This window comes from Amorphoplanes friuliensis DSM 7358 (assembly GCF_000494755.1).
Classification (GTDB): Bacteria; Actinomycetota; Actinomycetes; order Mycobacteriales; family Micromonosporaceae; genus Actinoplanes; species Actinoplanes friuliensis.
The window spans coordinates 7,712,700-7,738,480 of the sequence record NC_022657.1 but is presented as its reverse complement, the minus strand read 5'-3'; the positions used below and the strand labels follow the sequence as shown (position 1 = coordinate 7,738,480).

Genomic DNA, 25,781 nt, shown 5'->3' with positions numbered 1-25,781 from the left:
ACGGTTCGCCACTTTAACGGTTAAGTTCGGGCGGTGACCGATGCTGCCCTGGACCGCCGTCGCCTCGAATCCGTCAAGGTCGCCGTCGGCATCACCTTTGCCACCAACGGTCTTGCGTACGCGGGCTGGCTGGCCCGGGCACCTGCCGTGCGGGAGGATCTGGGCCTGAGCTCCGCGGGCCTGGGTCTGCTGTTGCTCTGCATCTCCGTCGCGGCCATCGCGACGATCCCGCTCGCCGGCCCGCTGGTGCAGCGCTTCGGCCCGGCCCGGGCGGTCCTGCTCGGCAGCATGTCCGTGGTGTTCGGCCTGGTCGGCATGGCCGGTGGCACGTTGACCGGCTCGGTGCCCCTCGCCGGCGCCGGCCTGGTCCTGCTCGGCATGGGCAACAGCACCTGGGACGTCGCCATGAACGTCGAGGGCGCCGACGTCGAACGCCGCCTCGGCCGCACGCTCATGCCCCGCTTCCACGCCGGTTTCAGCCTCGGCACGGTCGCCGGTGCGGGTGTCAGCGCCGCCGCCGCAGCCGCCGGTGTTGCGGTCTCGACGCAGCTGTTCCTCACGGCGATCCTGGCCGCGGTCGTGATGATCCTGACGGTCCGACGTTTCCTGCCCCACACCCCGGTGACGGCGGAGCAACGCTCGACCGGCCGCGTCCGGGACGCCTGGCGCGAACCCCGCACCCTGCTCATCGGCGTGATCATGCTCGGCTTCGGCTTCACCGAGGGAGCGGCCAACGACTGGCTCGCCATCGGCCTGGTCGACGGCTACCACGCGACCGAGACCATCGGCGCGATCGGCTTCGGCTTCTTCGTCACGGCGATGACTCTGGCTCGCCTCTTCGGCGGTCACGCCATCGAACGCTGGGGTCGCGTCACGGTCCTCCGCGGCACGGCGGCCTCCGCCCTGCTGGGCCTGCTGCTCGTGGTCTCCGGCATCAGCGTGCCGTTCGTGCTGCTCGGCGCCCTGCTGTGGGGCGCGGGTGCGTCCCTGGGCTTCCCGATCGGCATGAGCGCGGCGGCGGACGACCCGCTGCGCGCCGCCATCCGCGTCTCGGTGGCCGGCTCCATCGGCTACGGCGCGTTCCTCGCCGGACCGCCGCTGATCGGCCTCCTCGCCGAACACCTCGGCGTCCTGCGCGCGCTCCTCGTGGTGCTCGTCGCCATCGGCCTCGGCCTGGCTGCCTCGGGCGCCGCCCGCCCCCTCGCCCTCGGCCGACCCGCCGAGGACGAGCCCGCCACCCGCCCCTGACCGATCGGGTCAGTGGCCGCCGCTCAGGAAGTCGCCGATCAGGGAGGCGAGCAGCGCCGGCTGCTCGATCTCCATCGCGTGCGACGCGTCGTGGAGCTGCAGGTAGCGCATCCGCGGGTTCGCCTTCGCCGCCGCCGCGGCCTGCTCCACGAGGAACTTCCGGTACGCCGCGTACAGCTCCTCGAACGGTTCCTGGGCCGGGATGTCCCGCGTGGCCAGGACCGCGAGGGTCGGTGACGGCGTCGACGCGTACACGGGTCCGAGATCAAGCTCGGCCATCAGGGAGCGGATCGAACCGGCGGTCTCGGCCGACGGCCGCATGGTCGTCTCGCCGTCCTTGTGGACGAGGTTGCGACGGAAGCCCTCGATCCACACCTTCTCGTTGGCGCCCATGTCGCGGGCGGCCATCTGCTGACGTTCGACCAGGTCGGGCAGCGTTTCGGCCGGGATCGTGGCACCCATCCCGGCGTGCATCGAGTCGAACGCCGCGGTCAGTCGCGCCAGCTCGGCGGTCGCCTGGCCGGCGTCGAACCCGGGCAGCTGATCGGGCCGCGCCGGCGTCGGATTCCCGTCGAGGTTGACCACCCCGGGCGACTCCGGATGCCGCTGACCCCACAGCGTGGCCAGCATCCCCCCGAAGGAATGACCGACAACCGCAGGCCGATCCAATTCCATCTGTACGGTCACAGCAGCGATGTCCCCCAGCCCGGCATCCCACGACCACGCCCCGTCACCGGAACGCCCGTGCCCCCGCAGGTCCATGGTGATGACCCGGTGCCGTGGCCGCAGTGCGCGGGCGAGCGTGGTCATCATCGCGAGGTTCCCGCCGGCGCCGTGCAGCAGCAGCAACGGCGGCTGGTCACCACCGAAGTCGCGGACCGCGATGGGCAGCTGGCCGGCGTCGATCAGACGATCGTTGATCACAACAGAACTCCCAGCGGGTAATCATTCGGGTTGAGCGAGCAGGCGTTCGCGGACGGCCGCCGACGGGACTCCGCCGTCGGGGTGGCGGGGGAGCCGTCCGCGGCGGACCAGGTCGTGGACTCCCTGGCGGGTGATGCCGAGCATCGCGCCGGCCGTCGCGTACGAGACCGACTCCGCGGCCGGATGGCCGACCCGGCGGGCGACCACCGCGCCCAGCGGTGTGCGCCACCAGTCCACCGGCGGGTCGAAGGCGCGGTCGTCCGGGTAGAGCGTGGCGATCAGCCGGATCGCCGCACCCGCCGCCGTGACGTCGTCACCGTCGTGCATCTGGTCGGCCCAGCGGGCGGCGCGGACCCGGACCAGGCGGCGCAGCGCCTCGACCGCGTCGTCGCCCTCGAGGAGGACCTCGAGCGGGTCGAGCAGGCGGATGTCGAGCAGCCGCACGATCTGCTCCACCAGCTCCTTCTTCGACGGCACCCGGCCATCGTTCCGCTACTTGACATCAGCTGTCAAGTAGCGACGGCTACGCTGCGGTGATGGACAAGCGGGCACCGCGGGCACTCACCGAGCCGCATCCCGCCCGGCTCTCCCCGGCCCATCCCCGCCGTACCGACATTCTCGAAGCCCACGCCGCCGCTCTCGAGGCGGGACAAGCCGGCTATCCCGACCCGGACACCGGCCTTTTTGTCCTGACCGCCGGCTTCCTCGCCAAGCGCGGCACCTGCTGCGGACGTGGCTGTCGTCACTGTCCGTACGTCGACGACGCCTGAGGCGGACTTTCGCCCCTGCCCCCGCACGAAGTACGGTGTGCCCCGAATTATCGGGAGGACACTGGTGCGTTCGCGTCTCTTCGCCCTCGGCGCCGCCGTGGCACTGCTCGCCCTCGCGGGCTGCACCGACAAAGAGGCCGACGCGGCCACCCTGCCCCCGGTACAGATCGTGCAGCAGCCCGCGGCCTCGGCCGGTGGCGCCTGCATCCTCTGGGACTACGCGTTCATCGAGGAGAAGCTCGGCGTGAAGTTCAACGTCGCCGCGGCCGATCAGATCGACGACACCTCCACCTGCGTGGTGCAGACGGAACGCGACGACTGGCCGTACCTGGCGCTCTCGGTGGTGGAAAGCACCAAGGCCGACGCCGACCTCTTCACCGAGGAGCTCACCCCGAAGAAGGCCACCAAGGTCAAGGGTCTCGGCAAGGCCGGCTATCGCCTGATCAGCAAGGCCACGGGCGGCCACGGCCCGACCGTGGAGATCGGCTGGCTCAGCGAGGCGGCGCAGCTGCAGACACTGCGCTTCACCTTCGCGAAGGAGGCGTCCGGCGACGACGTCAAACAGATGTCGCCGAAACTGCTCTCCCTCGCCAAGGCGATGGACACCACCGGGGGCTGACCCCGGTCCGTGTCAGCGGGCGTCGACGAACACCCGCGACGCGACCTCACGCGGCAGCCGGATCTTGTCGCCGGACCGGTCGATGGTCACACCGTCGCGCTCCTGCGCCACGGTGACCGTCGCGCCCGGGTCTATTCCCGCAGCGTGCAGCTGGCGCAGCACACCCGCGTTGGTCTGCACGCTCTCGCAGATCCGCCGCACGACCACACTGCCGCTCAGACCCGGGAACGCCAGATTGCGCTCGCCGGAATTGATGACGGTCGAGCTGCTGCCGAGCGGCTCCTCGGCGGGCAGGCCCAGAACCTCGAGCCCCGGGATCGGGTTGCCGTACGGCGAGCGGGTCGGCTTGTTGAGCAGCTCGTAGACCTTGCGCTCGACGGAGTCGCTCATCACGTGCTCCCACCGGCAGGCCTCTTCGTGCGCCTCCTCGTAGGGCATGCCGATGACGTTGACCAGCAACAACTCCGCCAGGCGGTGCTTGCGCATGACGGCGACGGCGGCCACCCTGCCCTCCTCGGTCAGGAGCAGGTGGCGGTCGTTCTCGACGGTGAGCAGGCCGTCCCGTTCCATCCGGGCGACGGTCTGACTGACGGTAGGTCCGCTCTGGTGCAGGCGTTCGGCGATGCGCGCGCGCAGCGGCGGAACGCCTTCTTCCTCGAGTTCGAGGATCGTGCGTAGGTACATCTCGGTGGTGTCGACGAGATCATTCACGGTGCGGCCCTCCCAGCAGCGATATTACCTCGCAGCCGGGGGTTGACTTCGCGCCGACGAGGTGGGTCAAGTGACCCTACCGGACCCGCGGCGTCCATTGCCCGAATGGTGCAACTGGCGGGACCGGCGTCCCCGCAAAATGTCAGGCCGCCGTGGCAGCATGACGGGCATGGCGGAGTCGACGGCAGTGGTGTGGGACGAGGCTCTGCTCGCCTACGACATGGGTGACCACCCGATGGATCCGGTCCGGATCGAGCTCACCATGGCGCTCGCCCGTGAGCTCGGTGTTCTCGACCGAGCCGGGGTGCAGTTGCTGGTCCCGGAGCCGGCCGACGACGCGGCGCTGATCCGCGTGCACCGGCCCGACTATCTCGAGGCGGTCCGCATCGCGCCGCACGACCCGTTCTTCCGGGGCTGGGGTCTCAACACCCCGGACAACCCCGTCTTCGACGGGATGCACGAGGCCAGCGCCCGCATCTGCGGCGCCACCCTGGCCGCGGCCGAGGCCGTCTGGAGCGGCGCGGCCACCCGCGCGGTCAACGTCTCGGGTGGGCTGCATCACGCGATGGCGGCTCGTGCCGCGGGCTTCTGCGTCTACAACGACCCCGCGGTGGCGATCGCCCGGCTCCTCGACCTCGGCGCGCAGCGGGTGGCCTATGTCGACATCGACGTCCACCACGGCGACGGCGTCCAGACCGCGTTCTACGACGATCCCCGCGTCCTGACGGTCAGCCTGCACGAGTCACCGGCCGCCCTGTTCCCGTGGGCCTCAGGTTTTTCCACCGAGGTCGGCGGCCCGGGCGCGGAAGGCTCCGCGGTCAACGTCGCGCTGCCACCCGGCACCGGTGACGCCGCCTGGCTGCGGGCCTTCCACGCGATCGTGCCGTCGGTGCTGCGCGCCTTCTCCCCGCAGATCCTCGTCACCCAGTGCGGCGCCGACGCCCACCGCCTCGACCCGCTCGCCGACCTGCGGCTCTCCGTCGACGGCCAGCGCGCGGCCTACATCGCGCTGCGATCGCTGGCCGACGAGCTCTGCGACGGCCGCTGGGTGGCGACCGGCGGCGGCGGATATGCCCTGGTCGAGGTCGTGCCCCGGGCCTGGACCCACCTGCTCGCGGTGGCCACCGGCGCGCCCCTCGACCCGGCCACCGAGACCCCGCCGGGCTGGCGCAAGCTCGCCGCCGACCGCAGGCCCGGCACCGGCATCCCCACCACGCTGACCGACGGCATCGAGCCGGCGGTCGAGCGCTGGGAGCCGGGCACCACACCCGACCCGGTCGACAAGGCCATCATGGCGACCCGCCGCGCGGTCTTCCCGCTGCACGGGCTCGACCCTCACGACATCCGGGACTGAGGCAGGGGACAGCGGTGACCAGAGAAGCGGACGTGCTGCTCTCCGACGGCAGCGCCGTGCACATGCGCCCCATCCGCCCCGACGACGCACCGGCCATCGTGGAGTTCCACTCCCGGATGAGCGACCGCACCCGCTACCTGCGCTACTTCTCTCCCTACCCGCGCATTCCGGAACGCGACCTCGCCCGCTTCGTCAACGTCGACCACCGCGACCGCGAGGCCTTTGTCATCGTCAGCGGCCCGCGCATCATGGCGGTCGGCCGGTACGAGCGCCTCGGACCCGACGCACCCGAGGCCGAGGTCGCCTTTGTCGTCGAGGACGCCCACCAGGGCCGCGGCATCGGCTCGGTCCTCCTCGAGCACCTCGCCGAGGCGGCGCGGGAGCACGGCATCACCCGCTTCGTCGCCGAGGTCCTCCCGCAGAACGCCGGCATGCTCCGCGTCTTCAGCGACTTCGGCTACCAGGTCCAGCGCAAGTACGCCGACGGCGTGGTGCACCTCGAGTTCCCGATCGCCCCGACCGAGAAGTCCCGCGAGGTCCAGGAAAGCCGCGAGCAGCGCACCGAGGCCCGGTCCATCTCCCGCCTGCTGCACCCCCGCGCCGTCGCCGTGTACGGCGCGAGTGCCAGCGGCCAGGGCATCGGCGCCGCGTTGCTGGGCCACCTGCGCGACGGTGGCTACACCGGCACCGTGGTCCCCGTGCACCGCAGCGCCGACCGCGTGGCGGGACTCCCGGCCTACCGGTCGGCCGTCGCCGCCGGTGTTGCGGTTGATCTCGCCCTGGTCGCCGTACCGCCCGAGGGTGTCGCCGAGGTCCTCGCCGACGCAGCCGCCGCCGGTGCAGGCGGCCTGGTGGTGGTGTCCGCAGGCTTCGCCGAGGCAGGCGCGGAAGGAGCGCGGGCTCAGCGCGAGCTGATCGACTCGGCCCACGCCGCCGGCATGCGCGTCGTCGGCCCGAACTGCCTGGGCATCGCCAACACCGACCCCGCCGTCCGCCTGAACGCAACACTGGCCCCGGCCCTGCCGGCCGCCGGACGGGTGGGCTTCTTCAGCCAGTCCGGTGCCCTGGGCGTCGCGCTGCTGGCCGAGGCCGACCGCCGCGGCCTGGGGCTGTCCAGCTTCGTGTCGGCGGGCAACCGCGCGGACGTCTCGGGCAACGACCTGCTGCAATATTGGCAGGACGACCCCGGCACCGACGCCGTCCTGCTCTACCTGGAGACGTTCGGCAACCCCCGCAAGTTCGCCCGGCTCGCCCGCCGGATGAGCCGCGTCAAACCCGTGGTCGCGGTCGCGTCGGCCACCCGCCCACCCGGCCTCGCGGGCGACCTGCCCGGTCCGGACACCAAGGCGGTCACGGCGCTCTTCGCGCGTTCCGGTGTCATCCGGGTCGACACCGTCGCCGAACTCTTCGACGTCGGCATCCTCCTCGCCCACCAGCCCCTCCCCGCCGGCCGCCGCGTCGCCATCGTGGGCAACTCGTCGGCCCTGTCCGGCCTGGCCGTGGCCGCCTGCCGCGCCACCGGCCTGACCGTCGCCGACGGCTACCCGTGCGACATCAGCCCTCAGGCCGGCGCCCACGACTTCGCCGACGCCCTGGCCGACGCCGCCGTCGACGACCGGGTGGATGCGCTGGTGGTCGTCTTCGCGCCACCCCTCCCGGGCCAGCTCCCCGACGAGGACGCCGACTTCGCGGCAGCACTCGGCAGCGTGGCGCTGGCCGGCGAAAAGCCGACCGTGGCGACGTTCCTGCTCGGGCAGCTCCCACCCCGCGTCCCGGCCTACCCCTCGGTCGAGGAGGCGGTCCGAGCCCTCAGCCGCGTCGCCACCTACGCCGACTGGCTCCGCCAGGCCCCGGGCGCCCTCCCGGCCCTGTCCGGAGTGGACCCGTCCGCCCCCGAGCTGCAAGGCCCGCCGACCGACCTCCTCGCGGCCTACGGCATCAAGGTCGAACCCTCCAGCTCCGCCGGCTCACTCGACGAGGCGCTGGCAGCAGCCGAAACCCTCGGCTACCCCGTCGCCCTGAAAGCCGCAGGCGGAGCCCTCCGCCACCGCATCGACCTGGGTGCGGTCCGCCTCGCCCTGGCCGACGCGGAAGACGTCCGCGCCGCCTACAGCGAGCTCTCACAAGCCTTCGGCCCCGACGTACTCGTCCAGTCGATGGTCCCCGCAGGCGTCGCCTGCACCGTCGAAGTCGTCGAAGACCCAGCCTTCGGCCCGGTCATCGGCTTCGGCCTAGGCGGCGTAGCCAGCGAACTCCTCGGCGACCTCGCCTGGCGCGCCGCCCCGTTGACCGACCGCGCGGCCGCCGCCCTGGTCGACGAACCCCGCGCGGCGCCACTCCTCCACGGCTACCGCGGCTCGGCCCCGGTCGACCGGGGAGCGCTGATCGACCTGCTCTTACGCGTAGGCCGCCTCGCCGACGAACACCCCCAGGTCCGAGCCCTGTCTCTCAACCCGGTCCTGGCCCGCCCCGACGGCATCACCGTCCTGCACGCCTCCGTCGAACTCGGCGAACCCGGCACCCGCCCCGACACCGGCCCCCGCCGCCTCCACACCGCCTGACCCCCACCCCAACCACTCGCCGAGCGGCGTTCGGTCCAGCGCAGCTCCTCGCGGAGCCGGTCGAGGGTGCGCAGGGTGTCCGGCGCGTGTGCACCCAGCGTTCCGTGTGGACCTGCCGCCACCCACCCCAGGCGGGCGTGCGCCGGCCACTGTCGCCTGACCGCGATCACGGGCGCCGGCCTTTCATTTCCCCGCCCAGCCCACCGCAACAGGTGTCCGCTCAGGCACTAACCCGACTTCCGCCTCGAAGGCCCAACTTCGGAGAAGTCGGTCCTTCGACGCGCCCATGAAGGGCCAACTTCCTGCTTGAAGTTGGTGCTTCGAGACGGTCATGAAGGCCCAACTTCCATGAAGTTGGCCGCTCGTGGACGCCTTGAAGGCCCAACTTCCTTGAAGTTGGTGCTTCGACGCGCTCACGAGGGCCCAACTTCCTTGAAGTTGCGTGCCGGTCGACGGCTTCGACAGGTGTCGGGTGTGCTCGACTCTCATGCCGCGCAAAGCCTGCGGTGGTGAGCAAGGGCGGGGCCCGGTCCCGCTCGGGTGCCCAATTTCCGTGAAGTCGGGCCTTCGAGGCGCCCGTGAAGGCCCAACTTCATTGAAATTGCGTGCCAGTCGACAGCCGTCGGTCGCGCCTAGGCCCGTGGGCCCCCGGACTTTGGCTCCGTGGCCCGTGGCCCGTGGCCCGTGGCCCGTGGTCCGCGGGTTCGTGGCCCGTGGTCCGCGGGTTCGTGGCCCGTGGTCCGCGGGTTCGTGGCCCGTGGCCCGCGGGTTCGTGGCCCGTGGGTCGTGAGCTTGGGCTCGGGCCTGGGCTTGGGTCGTGACTGTGGGCCGGAGGCAGGAGGTCGGTTTGGGCCTTGCTGTCAGGCCAGACGAAGCCTGGCGTGACCGGCATCTGGTTGGGTACAGACTTGAGCCTCGCTCGGACGACAACTTCACGGAAGTTGGGCCTTCAAGGCGCCCACGAGCGCCCAACTTCAAGGAAGTTGGGCCTTCAAGGCGCCCACGAGCGCCCAACTTCAAGGAAGTTGGGCCTTCAAGGCGCCCACGAGCGCCCAACTTCAAGGAAGTTGGGCCTTCAAGGCGCCCACGAGCGCCCAACTTCAAGGAAGTTGGGCCTTCAAGGCGCCCACGAGCGCCCAACTTCAAGGAAGTTGGGCCTTCAAGGCGCCCACGAGCGCCCAACTTCAAGGAAGTCGGGCCTTCAAGGCGCCCATGAGGGACCAACTTCCTTGAAGTTGCGGACCGAGCGACCGGCGTGGCCACGGTGCCGGGGCAGACCGCGGCTGGTCGGGGGTGCTGGAGTAGCAGCGCGTTCAAGCCGATCACCGACCGCCGTGAGCCGCAGGCGGCCGGGGGAGTCAGACGGGGGCGTGGTCGTCGGTCGGTGCGCCCAAGAGGTGGAGGGCGAGCCGGTTCGCTGCGGCCAGCACCGCCAGCAGCCCCGCCAGGATCACATGACCAGTAACCGCGAGGGCGACCGTAGCCCCACCGAAGACCACCCACTCCGGTACAAGACGCAACGGGTCCGCAACAGGCCGGCGCGCCTTGGGCGCCACCCACTGTGCCCAGACGAGCGCGGCCACCAAAGGCAGAGCGATCGCGGCGAGCAGCCGCAGCCAGACCGCGCCAGGCAGCTGCCAGCCGGCGTAGGCGAGGGCGGCGAGGGCGCAGAGTTCGAGCACAAATCTGAGCAGAAGATTGATCGCCCTCACGATCAGCATCCTGGCGCAGTCGGTGCGGGGGCGGCAAGGGTAAAAACAACGAAGCCGGCCGCGAATCGCGACCGGCTTCGTTCGTCATGGGGTTCAGCTGGCGTAGGCCTCCAGGCGTCCCGCGCGCTGCGGGTCGCGGAGCTTGGACATGGTGACCTTTTCGATCTGGCGGATGCGTTCGCGGCTCAGGCCGAATTCGCGGCCGACCTCGTCGAGGGTGCGCTGGCGGCCGTCGTCGAGGCCGAAGCGGAGGCGGATGACGGCGGATTCGCGTTCGGACAGGGTGGAGAGGACGATTTCGACTTCGCCGCGGAGTTCGCTGCGGCCGGCGGTGTCGCCCGGGTCGGCGCGGTGGTCGACGGCGGCCACGAAGTCGCCGAGGGCACTTTCGCCGTCCTCGCCGACGGCCTGGTCGAGGCTGACGGGTTCGCGGTCGTACGAGATGAGCTCGATGACCTGGAACTCGGGCACGCCCATGGCCTGGGCGATCTCGGCGACGCCGGGCTCACGGCCCAGGGTGGCGGCGAGGTCGCGGCGGGCGCGGACCATGCGGTTGACCTGCTCGACCATGTGCACCGGGATGCGGATGGTGCGGGCCTGGTCGGCCATGGCGCGGGTGATGGCCTGCCGGATCCACCAGGTGGCGTACGTGGAGAACTTGTAGCCCTTGGTGTAGTCGAACTTCTCGACTGCGCGGATCAGGCCCAGGTTTCCTTCCTGGATGAGGTCCAGGAAGGCCATGCCACGACCGGTGTAGCGCTTCGCGATGCTGACCACGAGCCGGAGGTTGGCCTCGAGCAGGTGGTTCTTGGCGGCGCGGCCCTCGGCGATGATGATGTGCAGGAGGGGCGCCAGGTCGCTGCCCGCTGCGGGGAGCTTCTCGTCGGCGTAGAGGCCGGCCTCGATCCGCTTGGAGAGAGTCACCTCCTCGACCGCGGTGAGCAGACGCGTGCGGCCGATGCCGTTCAGGTACGCCCGGACGAGGTCCGCGGACACGCCGCGCTCGTCGGTTGCGTCCAAGTCCGCCAAGGGCTCGACACCGTCGGTCATGATGTTCTCGGCAGCAACCGCCGCCGTGGACTCCGTCGCCTTCATCTGCAGGACCACCTTTCAGTCCCCTCCCCGCGTTCACCGAGTCGTGCATTCCCAGCCGCATTCGTGCCGGTGATCACTAGCTTGGCGGCAGGCGCGTTAAGCGGAGGTGAGGCAAGCGTCCAGGTGGCATGAATCGGGGAGAACCCTGAGGTCGTGAACCCGACTCGGTGCCCGGATTGATGGGACATTTACCGAAGGCGACGCAATTTCGAATGCTTTGCCGAGGGCCGATAATCTGCAGAAGGAACGCTTCCAGGAGGGAAACACGTGGTCTTCAAGCGCATGATGCAGGCGATGGGTGTCGGAGGCCCGTCCGTGGAAACGGTGCTCGCGAACCCGAACTGCCGGCCCGGCGGGTTTCTCGAGGGGCAGGTGCACGTCATGGGCGGCGACCACGCCGTCGACATCGAGTACGTCGCCGTGGGCCTGATGACGCGGGTCGAGGTCGAGAGCGGCGACAGCGAGTACAACACTGATCAGGAGTTCCACCGGCAGCGGCTGACCGGCTCCTTCAAGCTGGACGCCCATGCCCGCCATGACATCCCGTTCCGTTTCGACGTGCCGTGGGAAACCCCGATCACCGAGGTGTACGGGCAGCATCTGCACGGCATGACGATGGGTCTGCGTACGGAGCTGGAAGTGGCCCGGGCGGTCGACAAGGGTGACCTGGACGCGGTGGCTGTGCATCCGCTGCCGGCCCAGGAACGCATTCTCGACGCTTTCCTGCGGCTGGGTTTCCGCTTCAGCCGGGCGGATGTCGAGCGGGGACGGGTTCACGGCGTGCACCAGACGCTGCCGTTCTACCAGGAGATCGAGTTCTATCCGCCGTCGCAGTACGCGGGCCGGATCAACCAGCTCGAGGTCACTTTCATCCCGACGCCGCACCAGTTGCAGGTGGTGCTGGAGATCGACAAGCGGGGCGGGCTCTTCACCGAGGGTCACGACTCGTTCGGTCGGTTCGACGTCGATTACCACACTGTCGATCAGGTCGACTGGACAGCGCAGCTCAACGGGTGGCTGCAGCAGTCCTCGCAGCGCCGCGGTTTCTTCTAGGTCTCCAGCCAGACGGTTCTCGGGCCCACGTTCACGCTCTCGACGAGCATGTGGGCCCGGAACCGCCCGGTCTCGACGGTGGCACCTCGCTCACGCAGGGCCTCGACGAAGGCCGTGACCAGCGGTTCGGCGACTTCGGCCGGGGCGGCGGCGGACCAGGTGGGCCGGCGGCCCTTGCGGGCGTCGCCGTAGAGGGTGAACTGGCTGACCACCAGCAGCGGCGCGCCGGTGTCGGCGGCCGAGGCGTCGCCGTCGAGGATGCGCATCTCGTGGACCTTGCGGGCCAAGTTTTCCGCGATCGTGGACGTGTCGTCGTGGGTGACGCCGAGCAGGACCAGCAGCCCGTTCTCGATCTTTCCGACGACCTCGTCGTCGACGGTCACGCTGGCCCGGCTCACGGTCTGGATCAGGGCGCGCACGCGAGCAGCCTTTCGACGGCGGGGCTGAGGTCCTCGGTGCCGGACAGCTGCCGGTCGCGGAAGCGGACCACCTCGTCCAGCAGTCGGGTCGGCTGACCGGGGGCGACCCGCAGAAATGCCGCCAGAACCGGCAAGGGCGCGTGCTGCGCCAAGATCAGCGCGGAAAGGCCGGTGTCCAGGTCCGGGTCGCCGGTCCGGGCGTTGCACCAGTCGATGACAACCGGGCCGCGCGAGGTCATCAGCACGTTCTCCGGGTGCAGGTCGAGGTGGAGGATGGGCGAAATCTCGTGCAAGTGGCTCAGCAGGCCGGCGAGCTGGGCGGCGCCCTCCTCGACCCCGATCGACCCCTCGGCAAAAGCCTGGGCCATCGTGGGGCCGTCGAGGCGTTCCATGATCATGTCGCGGCCCGAGGCGGAGAAGACCTCCGGGACCGGATAGCCGGCACCGGCGAGGTAGCGCATGGTGGCCACCTCGCCGGTCACGTCGGCTTCTCGGCGATAACGGCGCAGGACACGGCGCTCGTCGAGCGCGTACACGTCTGCCTCGCGGCCGGAGGCGATCAGCGGGCCGGTCACCCGCCGAACATAGCGGTCAGTCGGTCGGTTCCATGGAACCGGTCGTGGCGTCGCCGGTCGTGGTGTTGGCCACGCCCTCGCCGTGCCGGGCCTTGGGACGGAAGCTGTTGGGGCCCGCCGTGCCGCCCGTGGTCGTGACCGCACCGCCGTCGCGCGGCGGCGGACCACCGTTGATCAGCTGGTCCGTGTCGGTGCCGGCCGCGATCGTGCTCGACAGGCCCGGGTCGTCGTTGCCCTTCTCGGGGCGGGACGTCGACGGCTCGTCCAGCGTTTCGGGCGCGTAGTCGCTGTTGTCGCTCATGGTGTGCAAGGTTGCCCGGACGGGCTGGTGGCAAACCGGTTCCAGTCGAGCTCCTCGGCTGGGTGCGGCCGGGCGTACAGGTATCCCTGGCCGCGGGTGCAGCCGAGTTCGCGCAGCTCGGCCGCCTGTTCCTCGGTTTCGATGCCCTCCGCGATCGTCGTCAGGTGCAGCGCCTGGCTCAGCCGGATGACCGCCTCGGTGACGGCGGCGCCCTCGGAGGTGCCGTTCAGCTCGTTCACGAAGGTGCGGTCGATCTTGAGGATGTCGACGGGCATCCGCGTCAGGTAGTGCAGCGACGAATACCCGGTGCCGAAGTCGTCGATGGCGATCCGGATCCCGTACGAGCGCAGCGCCCGCAACGCCGGGATGCCCGCGTTCTCGTCGACGATCGCGGACTCGGTCACCTCCAGCACCAGGCGTTCCGGGTCCAGGCCGGTACGCCGCAGCACAGCCAGGACGTCGTGCACGATCGTGGGCTCCTGCAGCTGCCGCGGGGACAGGTTGACGCTCACGTACCGGGCGTCCCACTCGACCGCCTGGCGGCAGGCCTGGTCGAGCACCCACAGGCCGATGGCGTTGATCGCACCGTTGCGTTCGGCGATCGGGATGAACTGGTCCGGCGGCACCGGGCCGAGACGCGGGTGCTGCCAGCGCAGCAGGGTCTCCGCGGCGAGTGGCCGGCCGTCCTCGAGGTCGACGATGGGCTGGTAGACGACGTGCAGCTGACCACGTTCCAGGGCCACGGCGATGTCCTCGCCCAGCGCCGCGTCCGCGGCGCGGCGGTCCGTCATCGACGGATCGTGCACGGCCATGCCGTGCGATCCCGCCCGCTTGGCGTGGTACATCGCGACGTCGGCGCGGCGCTGCACCTCCTTGGCCGTGTCACCGGTACGGGCTGTCGTGACGCCGATGCTCGCCCGGATCGGCAGGGTGTCGTCACCGAGGCGAACAGGCCGGGCGGTGGCGGCGGCCAGGATGCGCTGCGCCGCCACGGCCGCTTCGGTGGCGTCGGGGATGTCGGCGAGCAGCACCACGAACTCGTCGCCACCGATGCGGGCCACGGTGTCACCCGTGCGGACGGTGTCGCTGAGCAGCCGGCCGAACTCGGTGAGCACCTGATCTCCGGCGGCGTGTCCGTACACGTCGTTGATCGGTTTGAAGCCGTCCAGGTCGATGAGCAGGAGGCCGATCGGCTCACCGGCCGCGACGGCGGCGGTGAGCCGGCTGTCGAGGGCGGTGCGGTTGGCCAGGCCGGTCAGCGAGTCGTGGAGGGCGAGGCGTTGCAGCTCGCTCTCGCGCTCGCGCAGCCGGGTCTCGACCTCCTGGCGGCGTTCGATGTCGCCGCGCAGGGCGGCGGTGGCCTGGTCGACGCGGGTCATGGCCCGGTTCCGCGCGCTGGTCAGGATGGCGACGAGCACGGTGAGGAGCAGGGTGATCGCGATCGTCGCGGCCAGCGTGAGCCCGACGATCCGGCGGTCCGTCGCGCCGAGCAGTTGCGCGGTCGGGTGCACGGTCAGCCGCCACTGCCGGCCGCCGACCTCGAGGATCCGCTTCTGCGCCGTGTCCGGCCCGTGCTTTGTGGTGCCGACCGAGACCAACGGAATGTCACTCGTGCCGTGGTGGTCGTCGAGGACGGCAGTGACCGCGCCCTGCGTGTGCACCTGCAGAGTCGTGTTCAGGAAGTCGCGGCCGTGTACGCCGAGCAGCACCCAGCCGCGCAGAGCGGGCTGCCCGTCGGCGTCGAAGCCGTGGTAGACGGGCGCCGTCATGATGAACGACATCTGCTGCTCCGCCCGCGGCAGCGACCGGTCCTTGAGCAGCACGTACGCCTCGCTCATGGTCACCTGACCGGTGCGCCGCGCCTCCACGAGCGCCTGGAACGGCTGCACGGCCTGGTTGAGGTCGATGCCGGGCCGCAGGGGTCGCATGTCGAAAGAACGGCTGAACACGACAAAGGCGTGCTCGACCCCGCGGCCCTGCGGGGCGAGCACAAGGCCGGCGGCACCCTGCTCCCGCCAGAAACCCTGCAGCGCGGGCACCTGCGAATCGGTGCCGGTCACGATGAACGCCAGCGAACTGGCCCCGGGAAGCCGCGCACTCGTGAGGTAGGAAGTGATCCCGGTGAAGTCGCCGTAAGTGAACTCGGTCTGCGCGTTGATCGCGGCGGCCACATCCTGCAGCGCGTCACCGTAGTGCCTGACCTCGTCGAGGACCGCACCCTCCACGAGGTCGCTGTAGCGGTTCATGGCCTGGTCGGCGTACCGCTGCTCGGCCCGGCTGACCGCAACGGTCGCCGCACCGGACACCCCGGCACCACCGAGCAGCACCAGAAACACCAGCACCAGTCCGGCCCAGCGCCGGCGGTCGGAGGCGGTCATCACAGCTCGCACGAACACCTGATCGGTACCGGAGGCGCGTACCTGACCCTTTCCGGGGCCGCGACGGCCGTCCATCATGGGCGGATGGCCCGAGGCTTGAGGTACGCCGACGCTGTTCGTCTGCTCGGTGGGGCCAGCCCCGCGATCAAGGCCGCGGACACCCTCCTCGGCGGCGCGCTGACCATCGCGACGGCCGGCGGCAGCGACGCGGCGCTCGGTCTTTTCGACGCCAAGGCCGAGGTGATCCGTCTCGGCCACGTCGTGGCCGGCAAAGTGCACGATTCGGTACGCGGGCAAGCGCGCCACGACCGCAGCAGCCGTCTCCAGGCCGCCCACGGGATCCTCGTGGTGTCGAGCTTCTTCGAGGCGGTCGACGAGATCATCGCCGCGACCGAGCTGGACCCGCCCGAGCTGACCCGTGACGACCAGGTGCTGCTGGTGGCCGGCACCCCGATCACCGGTGACTGGCTGCGGGACCTGCTGGGCGCGCCTGTGCCCGTACCGTCCGCCGAACGCTCGGCCGTCGGCCTGCTGGACGATCTCCGCGACTGGTACCTGCGCGAGGCATTGCACTTCGGCACGTACCTGCAGGGCCTGGCCGCGTGGGAACGCGCCGACCAGCGCAGCCGTCGTGCCGTCCAGCGGCTGCTCTCCGAGGTGCTCCCGGCGGCGGCGCTGCGCCGGTACGAGGACTCCCGCCGGGCGCTCGCCATCGACGTACCGGAATTCGGTCTGTGGGTCCGCCGGGCCGAGGACCGTGCGGTCGGTCGCAGTCTGATCGAGCTGCAGGAGGTGCTGGAGCGGACCACTTCCGCGCGGGACCCGGACCGCCGCCGGCGCGCCCTGGCCGCCGCCTACCGCGTCGAACTGGACAAACCGGTCACCGGGGAGGCTTCACCGGAGCTGATGATCCCGGCGCTGGGGGAGGCCTACCTCGATCCACTCTTCCGGGTCAAAGCCGCCGGGCCCACCGCCCGGCCGGCCGAGCACTCCTGGTGGGACGCGGACATCCGCTCCGACTTCGCCGCGTTCCTGGCGGAACACCTGACCACCCCGCAGGCCGCCGAGGCGCCGTTGCTGCTGCTCGGCCAGCCCGGCGCCGGCAAGTCGGCGCTGACGCGGGTGCTGGCCGCGCGGCTTCCGGCCGCCGACTACCTGGTGGTCCGGGTGGCCCTGCGCGAAGTGCCGGCCGAGGCCGAGATCCAGGACCAGATCGAGCAGGCCATCCGTACGACCATCGGCGAAACGGTCGCCTGGGCCGACCTGGCCGCGACCGCGGACGGCGCCCTCCCGGTGATCATGCTGGACGGCTTCGACGAGCTCCTCCAGGCGACCGGCGTCCACCAGTCCGACTACCTGCAGCGTGTCGCGCGCTTCCAGGAACGGGAGGCGGTGCAGGGCCGCCCGGTCGCGGTCATCGTCACCAGCCGCGTCGCGGTCGCCGACCGAGCCCGCCTCCCCGACGGCACTCTGATCGCCCGCTTGGAGGGCTTCGACGACGCACGCGTCGCACGCTGGCTCAGGACCTGGAACTCCCTGAACCCCACGCGTGCGGTCCAGCCCGAGGTCGTCCAGCGCTACTCCGAGCTGTGCATGCAGCCGCTTCTCCTCCTGATGCTCGTCCTCTACGACGCCACCACCGGCGCTCTCCGCGAGGACACCACCTTCGACACCGCCCAGCTGTACGAACGCCTGCTGCATCGTTTCGCCGAGCGTGAGGTGCGCAAACTGCACGCCGGTGAGCCGGAGCCGCGGATGGCGGGACTGGTCGAGGCCGAGCTGACGCAGTTGTCGGTGGTCGCGTTGGCGATGTTCAACCGCCTCCGCCAGACCGTGACTCAGCAGGACCTGGACGCCGACCTGGCCGCCCTCGGACTCACCACCGGGCGTCGGGCCGAATCCGAGGGCTTCCGCAGCTCGCTGACCGCGGGCGAGGAGGTGGTGGGCCGCTTCTTCTTCATCCAGCGGTCCGAAGCCCTGCAGGACGGGCGTCAGCTGCGGACCTACGAGTTCCTGCACGCCACCTTCGGCGAATATCTGGTCGCCCGGCTGGTGGTCCGGACAGTGCGGGGCAATGCCGCACGCGCCGCCGCCGACGATTCACCGCTGGGCCCGGCGACGACTGACGAGGGTGTCCTGCCCGGGCTGCTCAGTTATGTGCCGTTGATCGCCCGGGGAACCGTCCTGCCCTTCATTTCCTCGATGCTCGCCACGTCGAAACACGAGGAGATCCGGTCCTGGTTGATCGACGTGTTACGGGTCGCGATGATCCGCCCCGAGCCGGCGCGGGGGCGATATCAGCCCGTCGACAAGCGCGTCGACCACATGATGGCGACCTACTCCCTCAACCTCACGCTGCTGGTGATCGCGTGCGGGAAGCCGCTGCCCGCCTCGGAGATCTTCGTCCACGCGGCGGACCCGGCGGCCTGGTTCCAGGGAGCGGCCCAGCAGTGGCTGGCCGCGGTTCCCTCCGGCATGTGGAGCGCGTTCGCCGAGACGGTGTCGATCCGGAAGACCTGGGCGGGAGAACGCCGCGACCTCGTCCTGCATCGGGCAGCCGGGCTGACGCCGATTCCGGTCGACCTGCTGTGGACCTTTCCCGGCATCGGGCACCTCGCCGACACCTCCCAGCCGGGTGTGGGCCTCGGCGTCGACTCGATCGACCAGATGAACAGCCTGCTCCAGCTGATGGGTCAGGAGGGAGGCGACGTGATGTTGCACGCCGTCGAGCCGCTGGCCGCGGAGCTTCCCCGTTCACTGACCACCTTTGTCGTCCATGAGGCCGGCGAGGTCGAGTCCATCGCGCGCAGCCTGACTCGGGTGTGGTTGACCTCGTCGCTGGATGGAACCACCGCGGACCTCGTCGAGGCCTACCACCGCGCGGTCCGGGCGGTCGAGGGCAGAATGTGGGATCCGAACGAATTCGACCCGTCGCTCGTTCCCGCGATCCGTGTTGTCCTGCGTCTGCTGACCGCGGACGTGACACGGATCCCGGCGGTCACTCTGGACGAGTGGTTGCTGCGGCTGGTGACAAGTCCCTACTTCACTCAGGCACACGTGCCGGACGCCCTGGAATTCCTGGTGGCGGCCTCCCCGATCGTGGACATCCGCACGATGGCCGAGCGGGTTGTCGGCAAGCACGCCGACGGTACGACCAAGTGGTCGCCGGCCGACGAGATCCGTGTCTTCCGGGCCCTGCGCGAGCTTCAGAGGTGCCTTCCGGACTCTGAACTCGACATTCGCCGGGAACCCGATCAGTAGGCCCCGTCCGCCGCAGCCACGACGCTCGTCCGTTCGCCGCGGTGGCGGGCGGCCAGGTCGTCCAGGATCGCTGCGGTGGCCGTCGCGCCGAAGCGGGTCGCGCCCGCCTCGACCAGCTCCAGCAGGGTGTCCAGCGTGCGCACGCCACCCGCGGCCTTCACCTCGATCGCCGGTGAGACCGTCGCCCGCATCAGGCGGATGTCGGCCAGGGTCGCCCCGCCCGGTGCGAAGCCGGTGCTCGTCTTCACGAACTGCGCGCCGGCCTCCTCGACGAGCCGGCAGCCCAGGACCTTCTGGTCGTTGGTCAGGTAGGCGTTCTCCTGGATGACCTTCACGCACCGTCCGCCGGCGGCCTGCACCACCGCGGCGATGTCGTCGCGGACGTAGGCGGCGTCGCCGCTGCGGAGCCGTCCGATGTCGAGCACCATGTCGATCTCGTCGGCACCGGCCTCGACCAGCGCTTTCGTCTCCGCCACCTTGATCGCGGTCAGCGTGTTGCCGTGCGGGAAACCGACGACCGTCCCGACCAGCACCCCGGTCCCGTGCAGGGCGGCGACAGCCAGGGCTACATCGGACGGGCGTACGCACACCGACTTCGTCCCGCGGGAGGCGGCGAGCTCGCAGCCCTGCCGGACCTCGCCGACGGTCAGGTCGGGACGCAGCAACGAGTGGTCGATCATCTTGGCGACCTGCTCAACGGTGGGAAGCACTACACGTCTCCTTCTCGGGGTGGCTGCACGTCGAACGCGACCTGCAGCGAGTAGCGCGAGCCGACATAACGGCTCACGGTGTATTCGAGGGGTGCGGCGTGCTGGTCGACGATCAGGCGGGTCTCCACCAGCAGCGGCTCGCCGTCGGGCACCTGCAACCGGCCGCCGTCCCGGCCGGCGGGCTGCGCGGTCAGCGTGGACGATCCCAGCGTCGGACGGACCCCACGCTCGTGCAAGGCGCGGTGCAGCGAACCCGTCTCCAGGTCCGCCTCCAGCAGGCCGTCGAGGTGCGGCGGGAAGCACGCGTACTCGACCGCCAGCGGGACGTCGTCGGCCAGGCGTACCCGGGTGATCGCAACGACCTGGGGAGAAACGGCCGTGAGCTGCAACGCAGCGGCCTCCTCGGCGGTGGCCGGCCGCACCTCACCCTCGACCAGCCGCGACGACGGCCGCCGCCCCCAGCTGCGCACCTGATCGTGAAAGCTCATCAACGTGCCCGCGGCCCGCGGCGCCGGTCGCTGCCGCACAAAGGTGCCCCGGCCCTGGATCCGCTCGATCAACCCGTCGGCCTCGAGCGCGTTGAGCGCGGCCCGCACGGTCATGCGCGCCACGCCGAACTCCTCGGCCAGAGCGGACTCGGCCGGCACACCGTCCCCGGGCCGCGCGGTGACGAGCCGCGCCCGCAACGCCCGCTCGATCCGCACGTACAGCGGCGTATTCGCCATCCGCTCCTCCAGGTCGTCTAGACAACCTAGAAGTTAGTCCGCCGGGGCGGCTCGGGTCCATAGGATGTGGGCCATGACGCTTTCGCTGCCCATCGCCGCCGAGGCCAACGAACTGCTGACCAACGACCCCTTGGCGCTGCTCATCGGCATGGTGCTCGACCAGCAGAGTCCGTTGGAGAAGGCGTTCAGTTCGCCGTACGTGCTGGCGCAGCGGCTCGGGCATGCGCCGACCGCCGAGGAGCTCGCCGGGTTCGATCCCGAGGCGCTGGTGACGATCTTTGCCACGCCGCCTGCCCTGCACCGGTTTCCCAAGGCCATGGCGGCCCGGGTGCAGGAGGTCTGCCGGGCGCTCGTCGAGACCTATGACGGCGAGGCGCAGAACCTCTGGCAGGGCGCCGGTGATGGCAAGGAGCTGGTGAAGCGGATCGCGGCGCTGCCGGGCTTCGGGAAGCAGAAGTCGCAGATCTTCGCCGCGCTGCTCGGGAAGCAGTACGGCGTACAGCCGCCCGGCTGGCGTGCGGCCGCCGGTGCGTACGGCGAGGAGGGTTCGCACCGGTCGGTGGCGGACATTGTCGACGGGGAGTCGCTGGCGCGGGTGCGGGCGTTCAAGAAAGAGATGAAGGCCGCGGCGAAGGGCTGAGCAGGAGGTCCTGGAGTTCCGTTGGCGGCAGCGGGCGGGCGAAGAGATATCCCTGGCCGACGCCGCACCCCAGCAGCTGGAGTTCTGCCGCCTGTTCGGCCGTCTCGATGCCCTCGGCGATCGCGGTCAGGTGCAGGACCTGGCTCAGGCGCAGGATCGCCTCGGTGATGCCGGAGCCTTCCGGTGTGCCGTTCAGCTCGGCGACGAAGCTGCGGTCGATCTTGAGGATGTCGACCGGGAGGCGCGTCAGGTAGTGCAGGGACGAGTAGCCCGTGCCGAAGTCGTCGATGGCCACGCGGATGCCGTGCTCGCGGAACTCCTGCAGCATCGCGATGCCGGCGCTCTCGTCGACCAGGGCGGACTCGGTGATCTCCAGGACCAGGCGGTCCGGGGCCAGGCCGGTACGCGCGAGCACCCCGAGCACGTCCTGCACCAGCGTCGGCTCCTGGAGCTGGCGCGGTGACAGGTTGACGCTCACGTACAGGCCGTCCCACCGGGTGATCTCGCGGCAGGCCGTCTCGAGGACCCAGAGGCCGATGGCGGTGATCGTGCCGGTGCGCTCGGCGATCGGGATGAAGTCGGCGGGGGAGACCAGGCCGAGGCGGGGGTGCCGCCAGCGGATCAGGGCCTCGACACCGATCGGGCGGCTGTCGGTCAGGTCGACGAGCGGCTGGTAGAGGACGTGGAGCTCGTCGCGGTCGAGGGCGCCGGCCAGGTCCTCGGCGAGCAGCGAGTCCGCTTTGCGGCGGTCGGTCATCGACGGGTCGTGCAGCTGCACGCCGTGGGTCCCGAGGTGTTTCGCCTGGTACATGGCGATGTCGGCGCGGCGCAGGAGTTCCTTCGGGCTGTCGCCGGCCCGGCTCGTGGCGACGCCGATGCTCGCGCGTACGGGAAGGGTGTCGTCACCGAGCCGGACCGGCGCGGAGGCGGCGGCGGCCAGCACACGCTGGGCCGCGGCGACTGCTCTGGCGTCGTCCGGCACGTCCGTGATCAGCACGACGAACTCGTCACCGCCGATCCGCGCGGCGACATCACCCGTGCGTACCCCGGCCAGGAGGACCTGCGCGAACTCGGTCAGCATCGCGTCGCCGGCCGCGTGCCCGTACGCGTCGTTGACCAGCTTGAAGTCGTCCAGGTCGATGAGCAGGAGCGCAACGTCGGAGCGGGTGCCGACCACCTCGGCCAGGCGGGCGTCGAGCCCGGCCCGGTTGGCCAATCCCGTCAGGGGGTCGTGGAGGGCCATCTGTTCGAGTTCGAGCTCACGCTCGCGCAGCCGGGTCTCGACCTGCTGGCGGCGTTCGATGTCGCTGCGCAGGGCGGCGGTCGCGGCGTCGACCTTGCTCATCGCCCGGTTGCGGGCACCGGCAAGCAGCGCGACGAGCAGGGTCAGCAGCAGCGTGATCGTCATGGCCACGGCGAACGTCGTGCCGACGATCCCGCGGTCGGTCTCCTCGAGCAGCTGGTCGGTCGGGTGGACCTCGAGCCGCCAGGTGCGCAGCCCGGCAGAGACACTCGCGGTCCGGTCGAGCGCCGCGGGATAGTTGCGGGCCTTGCCGCCGGACGCGCTGGCGATGGTGCGTTCGACCCGGTCGGTCGGATCCTCCAGGCCGGCGGTCACCGCGCCGTGCGACTGCGTCCGCAGCGTCTCGGTGAGCAGGTCACGGCCGTGGACGCCCATGGTCAGCCAGCCGCGGAAGGCGCCGCCGATGCGGTAGACCGGCACGGCGAAGAGGAACGACAGCTGCTGCTGGGTCACCGGCAGAGCACGATCCTTGAGCAGCACGTACGCCCGGCTGACGGCAAAACCGCCGAGGAACTGTGCGTCCTGCAGGGCGTCCGAGGCCTCGGGTGCGGCGGACAGGTCCATGCCCGCCACGACCGGCACGCCGTCGAAGGACCGGGTGAACACCGCGAACGCGTGCTCGCCGGCGGTGTCGACCGGGCTCAGCATCAGGTTGCTCGCGCCGCGCTCACGCCAGTACGACTGCAGCGCGCCGACCCCGCTGTCGGGCGTACTGACGACAAAACCCAGCGAGGTGGCACCGGGCAGCCGGCGATTACTGATCTTGTTGGTGATCCAGCCGAAGTCGTCGGCGGTCAGATCCGTCTGCGCGCCGAGGGCGGTGGCGACGTCATCGAGCGTGTCCCCGTACCGCTGGATCTCGGTGGTGATCGCCCTGGTCAGGTCGCTGGTGTACCGGTCCATGAGCTGCGCCGCGTACCGCTGCTCGGCCCGGCGGGCGTTGCCGGTCGCCACCCACGCGACGGCGGTGCCGAGCAGTGCGACCACGACGACGAGGGCGACGCCCGACCAGCGTCGCCGATTCGACCCGAGAGACGTCGACCGCACGGCTACCTGATCGGTCGGACGGGGCCGCACCTGAAAGGGTTCGCTGCGTCGATAGTGGTCGCGACGGCCGCCGCGGTGTAAGGATGAGCTGTCGATCGGAGTTCCAGGTGAAGAAGCAGCCGGTGTTGATCACCAACGCCGCTCGCAGCCAAGACGACCAGCTCCGCAGCCGCCAGATCCGCTACGTGTCGATGATGAGCGTGCGCGCCGGCTGCCTGATCCTCGGCGCGATCCTGATCAGCGTGAAACCGCCGTTCCTCCCGCTCTGGCTGATTCTCTGCGCCGCCGGGATGGTCTTCCTGCCCTGGGCGGCGGTGCTGATCGCCAACGACCGCCCGCCCAAGAGCAGGGCCCACCCCGCGGGCGTCCCCACGGTAAACAACCAGCGGATCCTCACGGCCGAGTCTGCCGAAGAGGTCCGCCACCGCACCATCGACCTCGAACCCTAGACAGCCGGTCGCGCACCCAGCGTCTGCACCGCCGCCGCGCCGAGCGCCGCCCCGGCCTCCAGCGCGGCCTGCGGCCCCGCACCCGAACACCACGCCCTGAGCAGGCCCGCCGCAAAAGCGTCACCGGCCCCGGTCGGATCAATCACCGGTACGCGTACACCGCCGATCAACCGCAACAACCCGTCCTCGCCTCTCCACACAGCGCCGTCCGCCCCCAGCTTGACGACCACGTTCCGGGCTGAGCGGGCCAAACGCGCGGACTGCTCCTCCGCGGTCCCCGCTCCGGCCAGCACGGCTGCCTCGTCGGCATTGCAGAGGAGGAGGTCGGTCCCGCGTACCAGGTCGAGGAAAACCTCGGCCCCCAGCTGCCGCAACGGCTCCGCCGAGGCCGCGTCGACACTGGTGGTGAGGCCGCGCTCGGCGGCCGCCGCCAGCGCGGCCAGGCCGCCGGGGCGCGACCCGGCATGCAGCAGCGGATAACCGGAAAGATGCAGGTGGGACGCGTCGTGCGCGGTCTTGACCGCCGCCGTGACGTCCGCCGGGTCGAGCAGCAGCGCCGCGCCACGATCGGTGATCATCGTGCGCTCGCCGGTCGAACTCAGCACCACGACACTGCCGGTCGGCACGCCAGGATGCGCGCGGACCGCGCAGCGGACACCGGCGGCGAGGAGCTCGGCGATGCGCTCGCGGCCGGCGTGATCGTCACCCGTCGCGGCGATCAGGGTGACGCCGCCCCCCTCGCCGCCGCCGGACTCGTCCTCGGCCTGGCCGCGTGCGTCCGGTCCGGCTCCGGCTTGGGCTTCGGCTTGGGCGAGCCAGGCGGCTGTGTTGGCCGCCTGGCCGCCTCCACCTACGGTGATCCGCGCGTCGGTGTCCGAGCCCACGGCGAGGCTGCCGACGTGCACGACCAGCACGTCGGTCACCAGATCCCCGACAACCAGAACGCCCTTCCTGCCGGGTGCCGGCTGGCCGGTTGTCACGCGGGCAGGGCGAATCCGAGGGCTGCGGGTGCCGGGGTCGCCGCGGCCGCGATCTGGGCCGCCAGCGCCGCGTTGCGCAGGATGATCCGCACGTTGACCTCGAGGCTCTTGCCCTGGGTGCTCCCGTGGAAGTGCGCCAGCAGGAACGGCGTGACCGCCTTGCCGGTGATGCCGTCGCGCGCGAGCAGCTCCAGCCCCTCGGCCAGCGTACGGTCGTGCAGCTCCGGGTCGAGCTGCTCGTCGGCCGGCAGGGGGTTGCCCAGCACCAGCGCACCGGCGCCCACACCCTGGTCGGCGCGGGCTGCGATCACGTCGGCGACCTGCGCCGGCGAGTCCAGCTTCCAGTCGACGTCGAAGCCGCCGTCGGTCACGAAGAAGCCCGGGAAGCGGTACGTGCCGTACCCGGCCACCGAGACGCCGAGCGTCTCCAGGCGTTCCAGCGTCGCGCCGACATCGAGGATCGATTTGACCCCGGCACAGACCACGACGATGGGTGTGCGGGCCAGCGTGGTCAGGTCGTTCGACTCGTCGAAGGTCGTGTTCGCCTCCCGGTGCACACCGCCGAGCCCGCCGGTGGCAAACACGCCGATGCCGGCCGCGGCCGCGATCGCACTGGTGGCGGCGACGGTGGTCGCGCCGTCCGCTCCCGTGGCCGCCGCGACGGCAAGATCACGAACGGAGAGTTTGGCCACACCGTCGGCACCGGCGAGATGCTCGATCTGCGGGTCCTCGAGGCCGACGACCACCTGGCCGCCGATCATCCCGATCGTGGCGGGAACAGCACCGTTGTCCCGGACTGTCTGCTCGATCTCGCGGGCGACCCGCAGGTTGTCGGGCCGGGGCAGGCCGTGAGAGACGATCGTGCTCTCCAGCGCCACCACCGGGCGGCCGTCGCGGCGCGCCCGGGTCACATGGTCGCCGTAACGGATGGTGAAGCGGCCCATCT

At 70.8% G+C, this 25,781-nt stretch carries 23 protein-coding genes; 9 read left to right on the top strand and 14 right to left on the bottom strand.

Annotated features, from left to right (window positions below; translation table 11 throughout):
* The first annotated feature begins 33 nt into the window (after window positions 1-33).
* Window positions 34-1,248, top strand: coding sequence for an MFS transporter (locus AFR_RS35640; RefSeq protein ID WP_023561684.1), 1,215 nt, complete (start codon window positions 34-36; stop codon window positions 1,246-1,248).
* 9 nt (window positions 1,249-1,257) lie between these two features.
* Here AFR_RS35640 and AFR_RS35635 read toward each other — a convergent pair whose 3' ends face one another.
* Both AFR_RS35635 and AFR_RS35630 read right to left on the bottom strand, forming a co-directional pair.
* The gene (locus AFR_RS35635; protein ID WP_023561683.1) at window positions 1,258-2,172 is read right to left on the bottom strand and encodes an alpha/beta fold hydrolase; all 915 of its coding nucleotides are present in this window, start codon (window positions 2,170-2,172) and stop codon (window positions 1,258-1,260) included.
* A gap of 21 nt (window positions 2,173-2,193) precedes the next feature.
* Window positions 2,194-2,649, bottom strand: coding sequence for a hypothetical protein (locus AFR_RS35630; protein WP_023561682.1), 456 nt, complete (start codon window positions 2,647-2,649; stop codon window positions 2,194-2,196).
* Window positions 2,650-2,708: 59 nt separating this feature from the next.
* On the opposite strand from AFR_RS35630, the gene AFR_RS35625 reads away from it, so the two are divergent.
* Window positions 2,709-2,942 (top strand): DUF5522 domain-containing protein, encoded by a 234-nt coding sequence (locus tag AFR_RS35625; protein WP_023561681.1) that lies wholly within the window; start codon window positions 2,709-2,711, stop codon window positions 2,940-2,942.
* A 64-nt stretch (window positions 2,943-3,006) separates the two neighbouring features.
* Window positions 3,007-3,561, top strand: a complete 555-nt coding sequence (locus AFR_RS35620) for a hypothetical protein (RefSeq protein WP_023561680.1) — start codon at window positions 3,007-3,009, stop codon at window positions 3,559-3,561.
* A gap of 12 nt (window positions 3,562-3,573) precedes the next feature.
* Here the strand turns inward: AFR_RS35620 and AFR_RS35615 are convergent, their stop codons facing one another.
* On the bottom strand, window positions 3,574-4,245 hold the full coding sequence (locus AFR_RS35615; protein WP_052359878.1) for an iron-dependent transcriptional repressor DtxR: 672 nt from the start codon (window positions 4,243-4,245) through the stop codon (window positions 3,574-3,576).
* Window positions 4,246-4,441: 196 nt separating this feature from the next.
* Between AFR_RS35615 and AFR_RS35610 the strand changes: the two genes are divergently transcribed.
* Entirely contained in the window at window positions 4,442-5,626 is a 1,185-nt protein-coding gene (locus AFR_RS35610) for an acetoin utilization protein AcuC (protein ID WP_023561678.1), read from the top strand.
* 62 nt (window positions 5,627-5,688) lie between these two features.
* Window positions 5,689-8,187 carry a bifunctional acetate--CoA ligase family protein/GNAT family N-acetyltransferase gene (locus AFR_RS35605; protein WP_052359877.1) on the top strand — a complete coding sequence of 833 codons (2,499 nt, stop codon included), beginning with the start codon at window positions 5,689-5,691 and terminating at the stop codon, window positions 8,185-8,187.
* 1,358 nt (window positions 8,188-9,545) lie between these two features.
* On the opposite strand, the gene AFR_RS35600 is transcribed toward AFR_RS35605, so the two are convergent.
* Together AFR_RS35600 and sigB are read right to left on the bottom strand one after the other, a co-directional pair.
* Window positions 9,546-9,899, bottom strand: a complete 354-nt coding sequence (locus tag AFR_RS35600; RefSeq protein ID WP_023561676.1) for a YrdB family protein — start codon at window positions 9,897-9,899, stop codon at window positions 9,546-9,548.
* Window positions 9,900-9,992: 93 nt separating this feature from the next.
* Window positions 9,993-10,949, bottom strand: coding sequence for an RNA polymerase sigma factor SigB (sigB, locus tag AFR_RS35595; RefSeq protein WP_041843168.1), 957 nt, complete (start codon window positions 10,947-10,949; stop codon window positions 9,993-9,995).
* A gap of 312 nt (window positions 10,950-11,261) precedes the next feature.
* On the opposite strand from sigB, the gene AFR_RS35590 reads away from it, so the two are divergent.
* Entirely contained in the window at window positions 11,262-12,047 is a 786-nt protein-coding gene (locus AFR_RS35590) for a sporulation protein (protein ID WP_023561674.1), read from the top strand.
* On the opposite strand, the gene dtd is transcribed toward AFR_RS35590, so the two are convergent.
* From dtd to AFR_RS44270, 4 genes are read right to left on the bottom strand one after another with little or no spacing between them, the layout of a single operon-like run.
* Window positions 12,044-12,466: a D-aminoacyl-tRNA deacylase gene (dtd, locus tag AFR_RS35585; RefSeq protein WP_023561673.1), complete on the bottom strand. Its 423-nt coding sequence runs from the start codon at window positions 12,464-12,466 to the stop codon at window positions 12,044-12,046. The two genes, AFR_RS35590 and dtd, sit on opposite strands and share 4 nt — an antisense overlap.
* The gene (locus AFR_RS35580; RefSeq protein ID WP_023561672.1) at window positions 12,454-13,041 is read right to left on the bottom strand and encodes a phosphotransferase; all 588 of its coding nucleotides are present in this window, start codon (window positions 13,039-13,041) and stop codon (window positions 12,454-12,456) included. The genes dtd and AFR_RS35580 overlap by 13 nt, the downstream gene beginning before the upstream one ends.
* Window positions 13,042-13,057: 16 nt before the next feature.
* The gene (locus AFR_RS35575) at window positions 13,058-13,342 is read right to left on the bottom strand and encodes a hypothetical protein (protein WP_023561671.1); all 285 of its coding nucleotides are present in this window, start codon (window positions 13,340-13,342) and stop codon (window positions 13,058-13,060) included.
* Window positions 13,339-15,720, bottom strand: a complete 2,382-nt coding sequence (locus AFR_RS44270) for a putative bifunctional diguanylate cyclase/phosphodiesterase (RefSeq protein ID WP_023561670.1) — start codon at window positions 15,718-15,720, stop codon at window positions 13,339-13,341. Before AFR_RS44270 ends, AFR_RS35575 begins: the two co-directional genes overlap by 4 nt.
* Before the next feature lie 84 nt (window positions 15,721-15,804).
* On the opposite strand from AFR_RS44270, the gene AFR_RS35565 reads away from it, so the two are divergent.
* Window positions 15,805-18,981: an NACHT domain-containing protein gene (locus tag AFR_RS35565; RefSeq protein WP_148308178.1), complete on the top strand. Its 3,177-nt coding sequence runs from the start codon at window positions 15,805-15,807 to the stop codon at window positions 18,979-18,981.
* Here the strand turns inward: AFR_RS35565 and deoC are convergent.
* Both deoC and AFR_RS35555 read right to left on the bottom strand, forming a co-directional pair.
* Entirely contained in the window at window positions 18,975-19,691 is a 717-nt protein-coding gene (gene deoC, locus AFR_RS35560; protein ID WP_023561668.1) for a deoxyribose-phosphate aldolase, read from the bottom strand. The genes AFR_RS35565 and deoC overlap by 7 nt on opposite strands.
* Window positions 19,691-20,416, bottom strand: a complete 726-nt coding sequence (locus tag AFR_RS35555) for a GntR family transcriptional regulator (protein WP_023561667.1) — start codon at window positions 20,414-20,416, stop codon at window positions 19,691-19,693. Before AFR_RS35555 ends, deoC begins: the two co-directional genes overlap by 1 nt.
* Before the next feature lie 73 nt (window positions 20,417-20,489).
* On the opposite strand from AFR_RS35555, the gene AFR_RS35550 reads away from it, so the two are divergent.
* On the top strand, window positions 20,490-21,056 hold the full coding sequence (locus tag AFR_RS35550) for an HhH-GPD-type base excision DNA repair protein (RefSeq protein ID WP_023561666.1): 567 nt from the start codon (window positions 20,490-20,492) through the stop codon (window positions 21,054-21,056).
* Here the strand turns inward: AFR_RS35550 and AFR_RS44265 are convergent.
* Window positions 21,022-23,406 carry a putative bifunctional diguanylate cyclase/phosphodiesterase gene (locus tag AFR_RS44265; protein ID WP_023561665.1) on the bottom strand — a complete coding sequence of 795 codons (2,385 nt, stop codon included), beginning with the start codon at window positions 23,404-23,406 and terminating at the stop codon, window positions 21,022-21,024. The two genes, AFR_RS35550 and AFR_RS44265, sit on opposite strands and share 35 nt — an antisense overlap.
* An 83-nt stretch (window positions 23,407-23,489) precedes the next feature.
* Here AFR_RS44265 and AFR_RS35540 point away from each other — a divergent pair, with 83 nt between their 5' ends.
* Window positions 23,490-23,855: a DUF3099 domain-containing protein gene (locus AFR_RS35540; protein ID WP_438829914.1), complete on the top strand. Its 366-nt coding sequence runs from the start codon at window positions 23,490-23,492 to the stop codon at window positions 23,853-23,855.
* Here AFR_RS35540 and AFR_RS35535 read toward each other — a convergent pair.
* Together AFR_RS35535 and AFR_RS35530 are read right to left on the bottom strand one after the other, a co-directional pair.
* Window positions 23,852-24,835, bottom strand: coding sequence for a carbohydrate kinase family protein (locus tag AFR_RS35535; RefSeq protein WP_023561663.1), 984 nt, complete (start codon window positions 24,833-24,835; stop codon window positions 23,852-23,854). The genes AFR_RS35540 and AFR_RS35535 overlap by 4 nt on opposite strands.
* Entirely contained in the window at window positions 24,832-25,779 is a 948-nt protein-coding gene (locus AFR_RS35530) for a pseudouridine-5'-phosphate glycosidase (protein WP_023561662.1), read from the bottom strand. The genes AFR_RS35535 and AFR_RS35530 overlap by 4 nt, the downstream gene beginning before the upstream one ends.
* Window positions 25,780-25,781 lie beyond the last annotated feature (2 nt).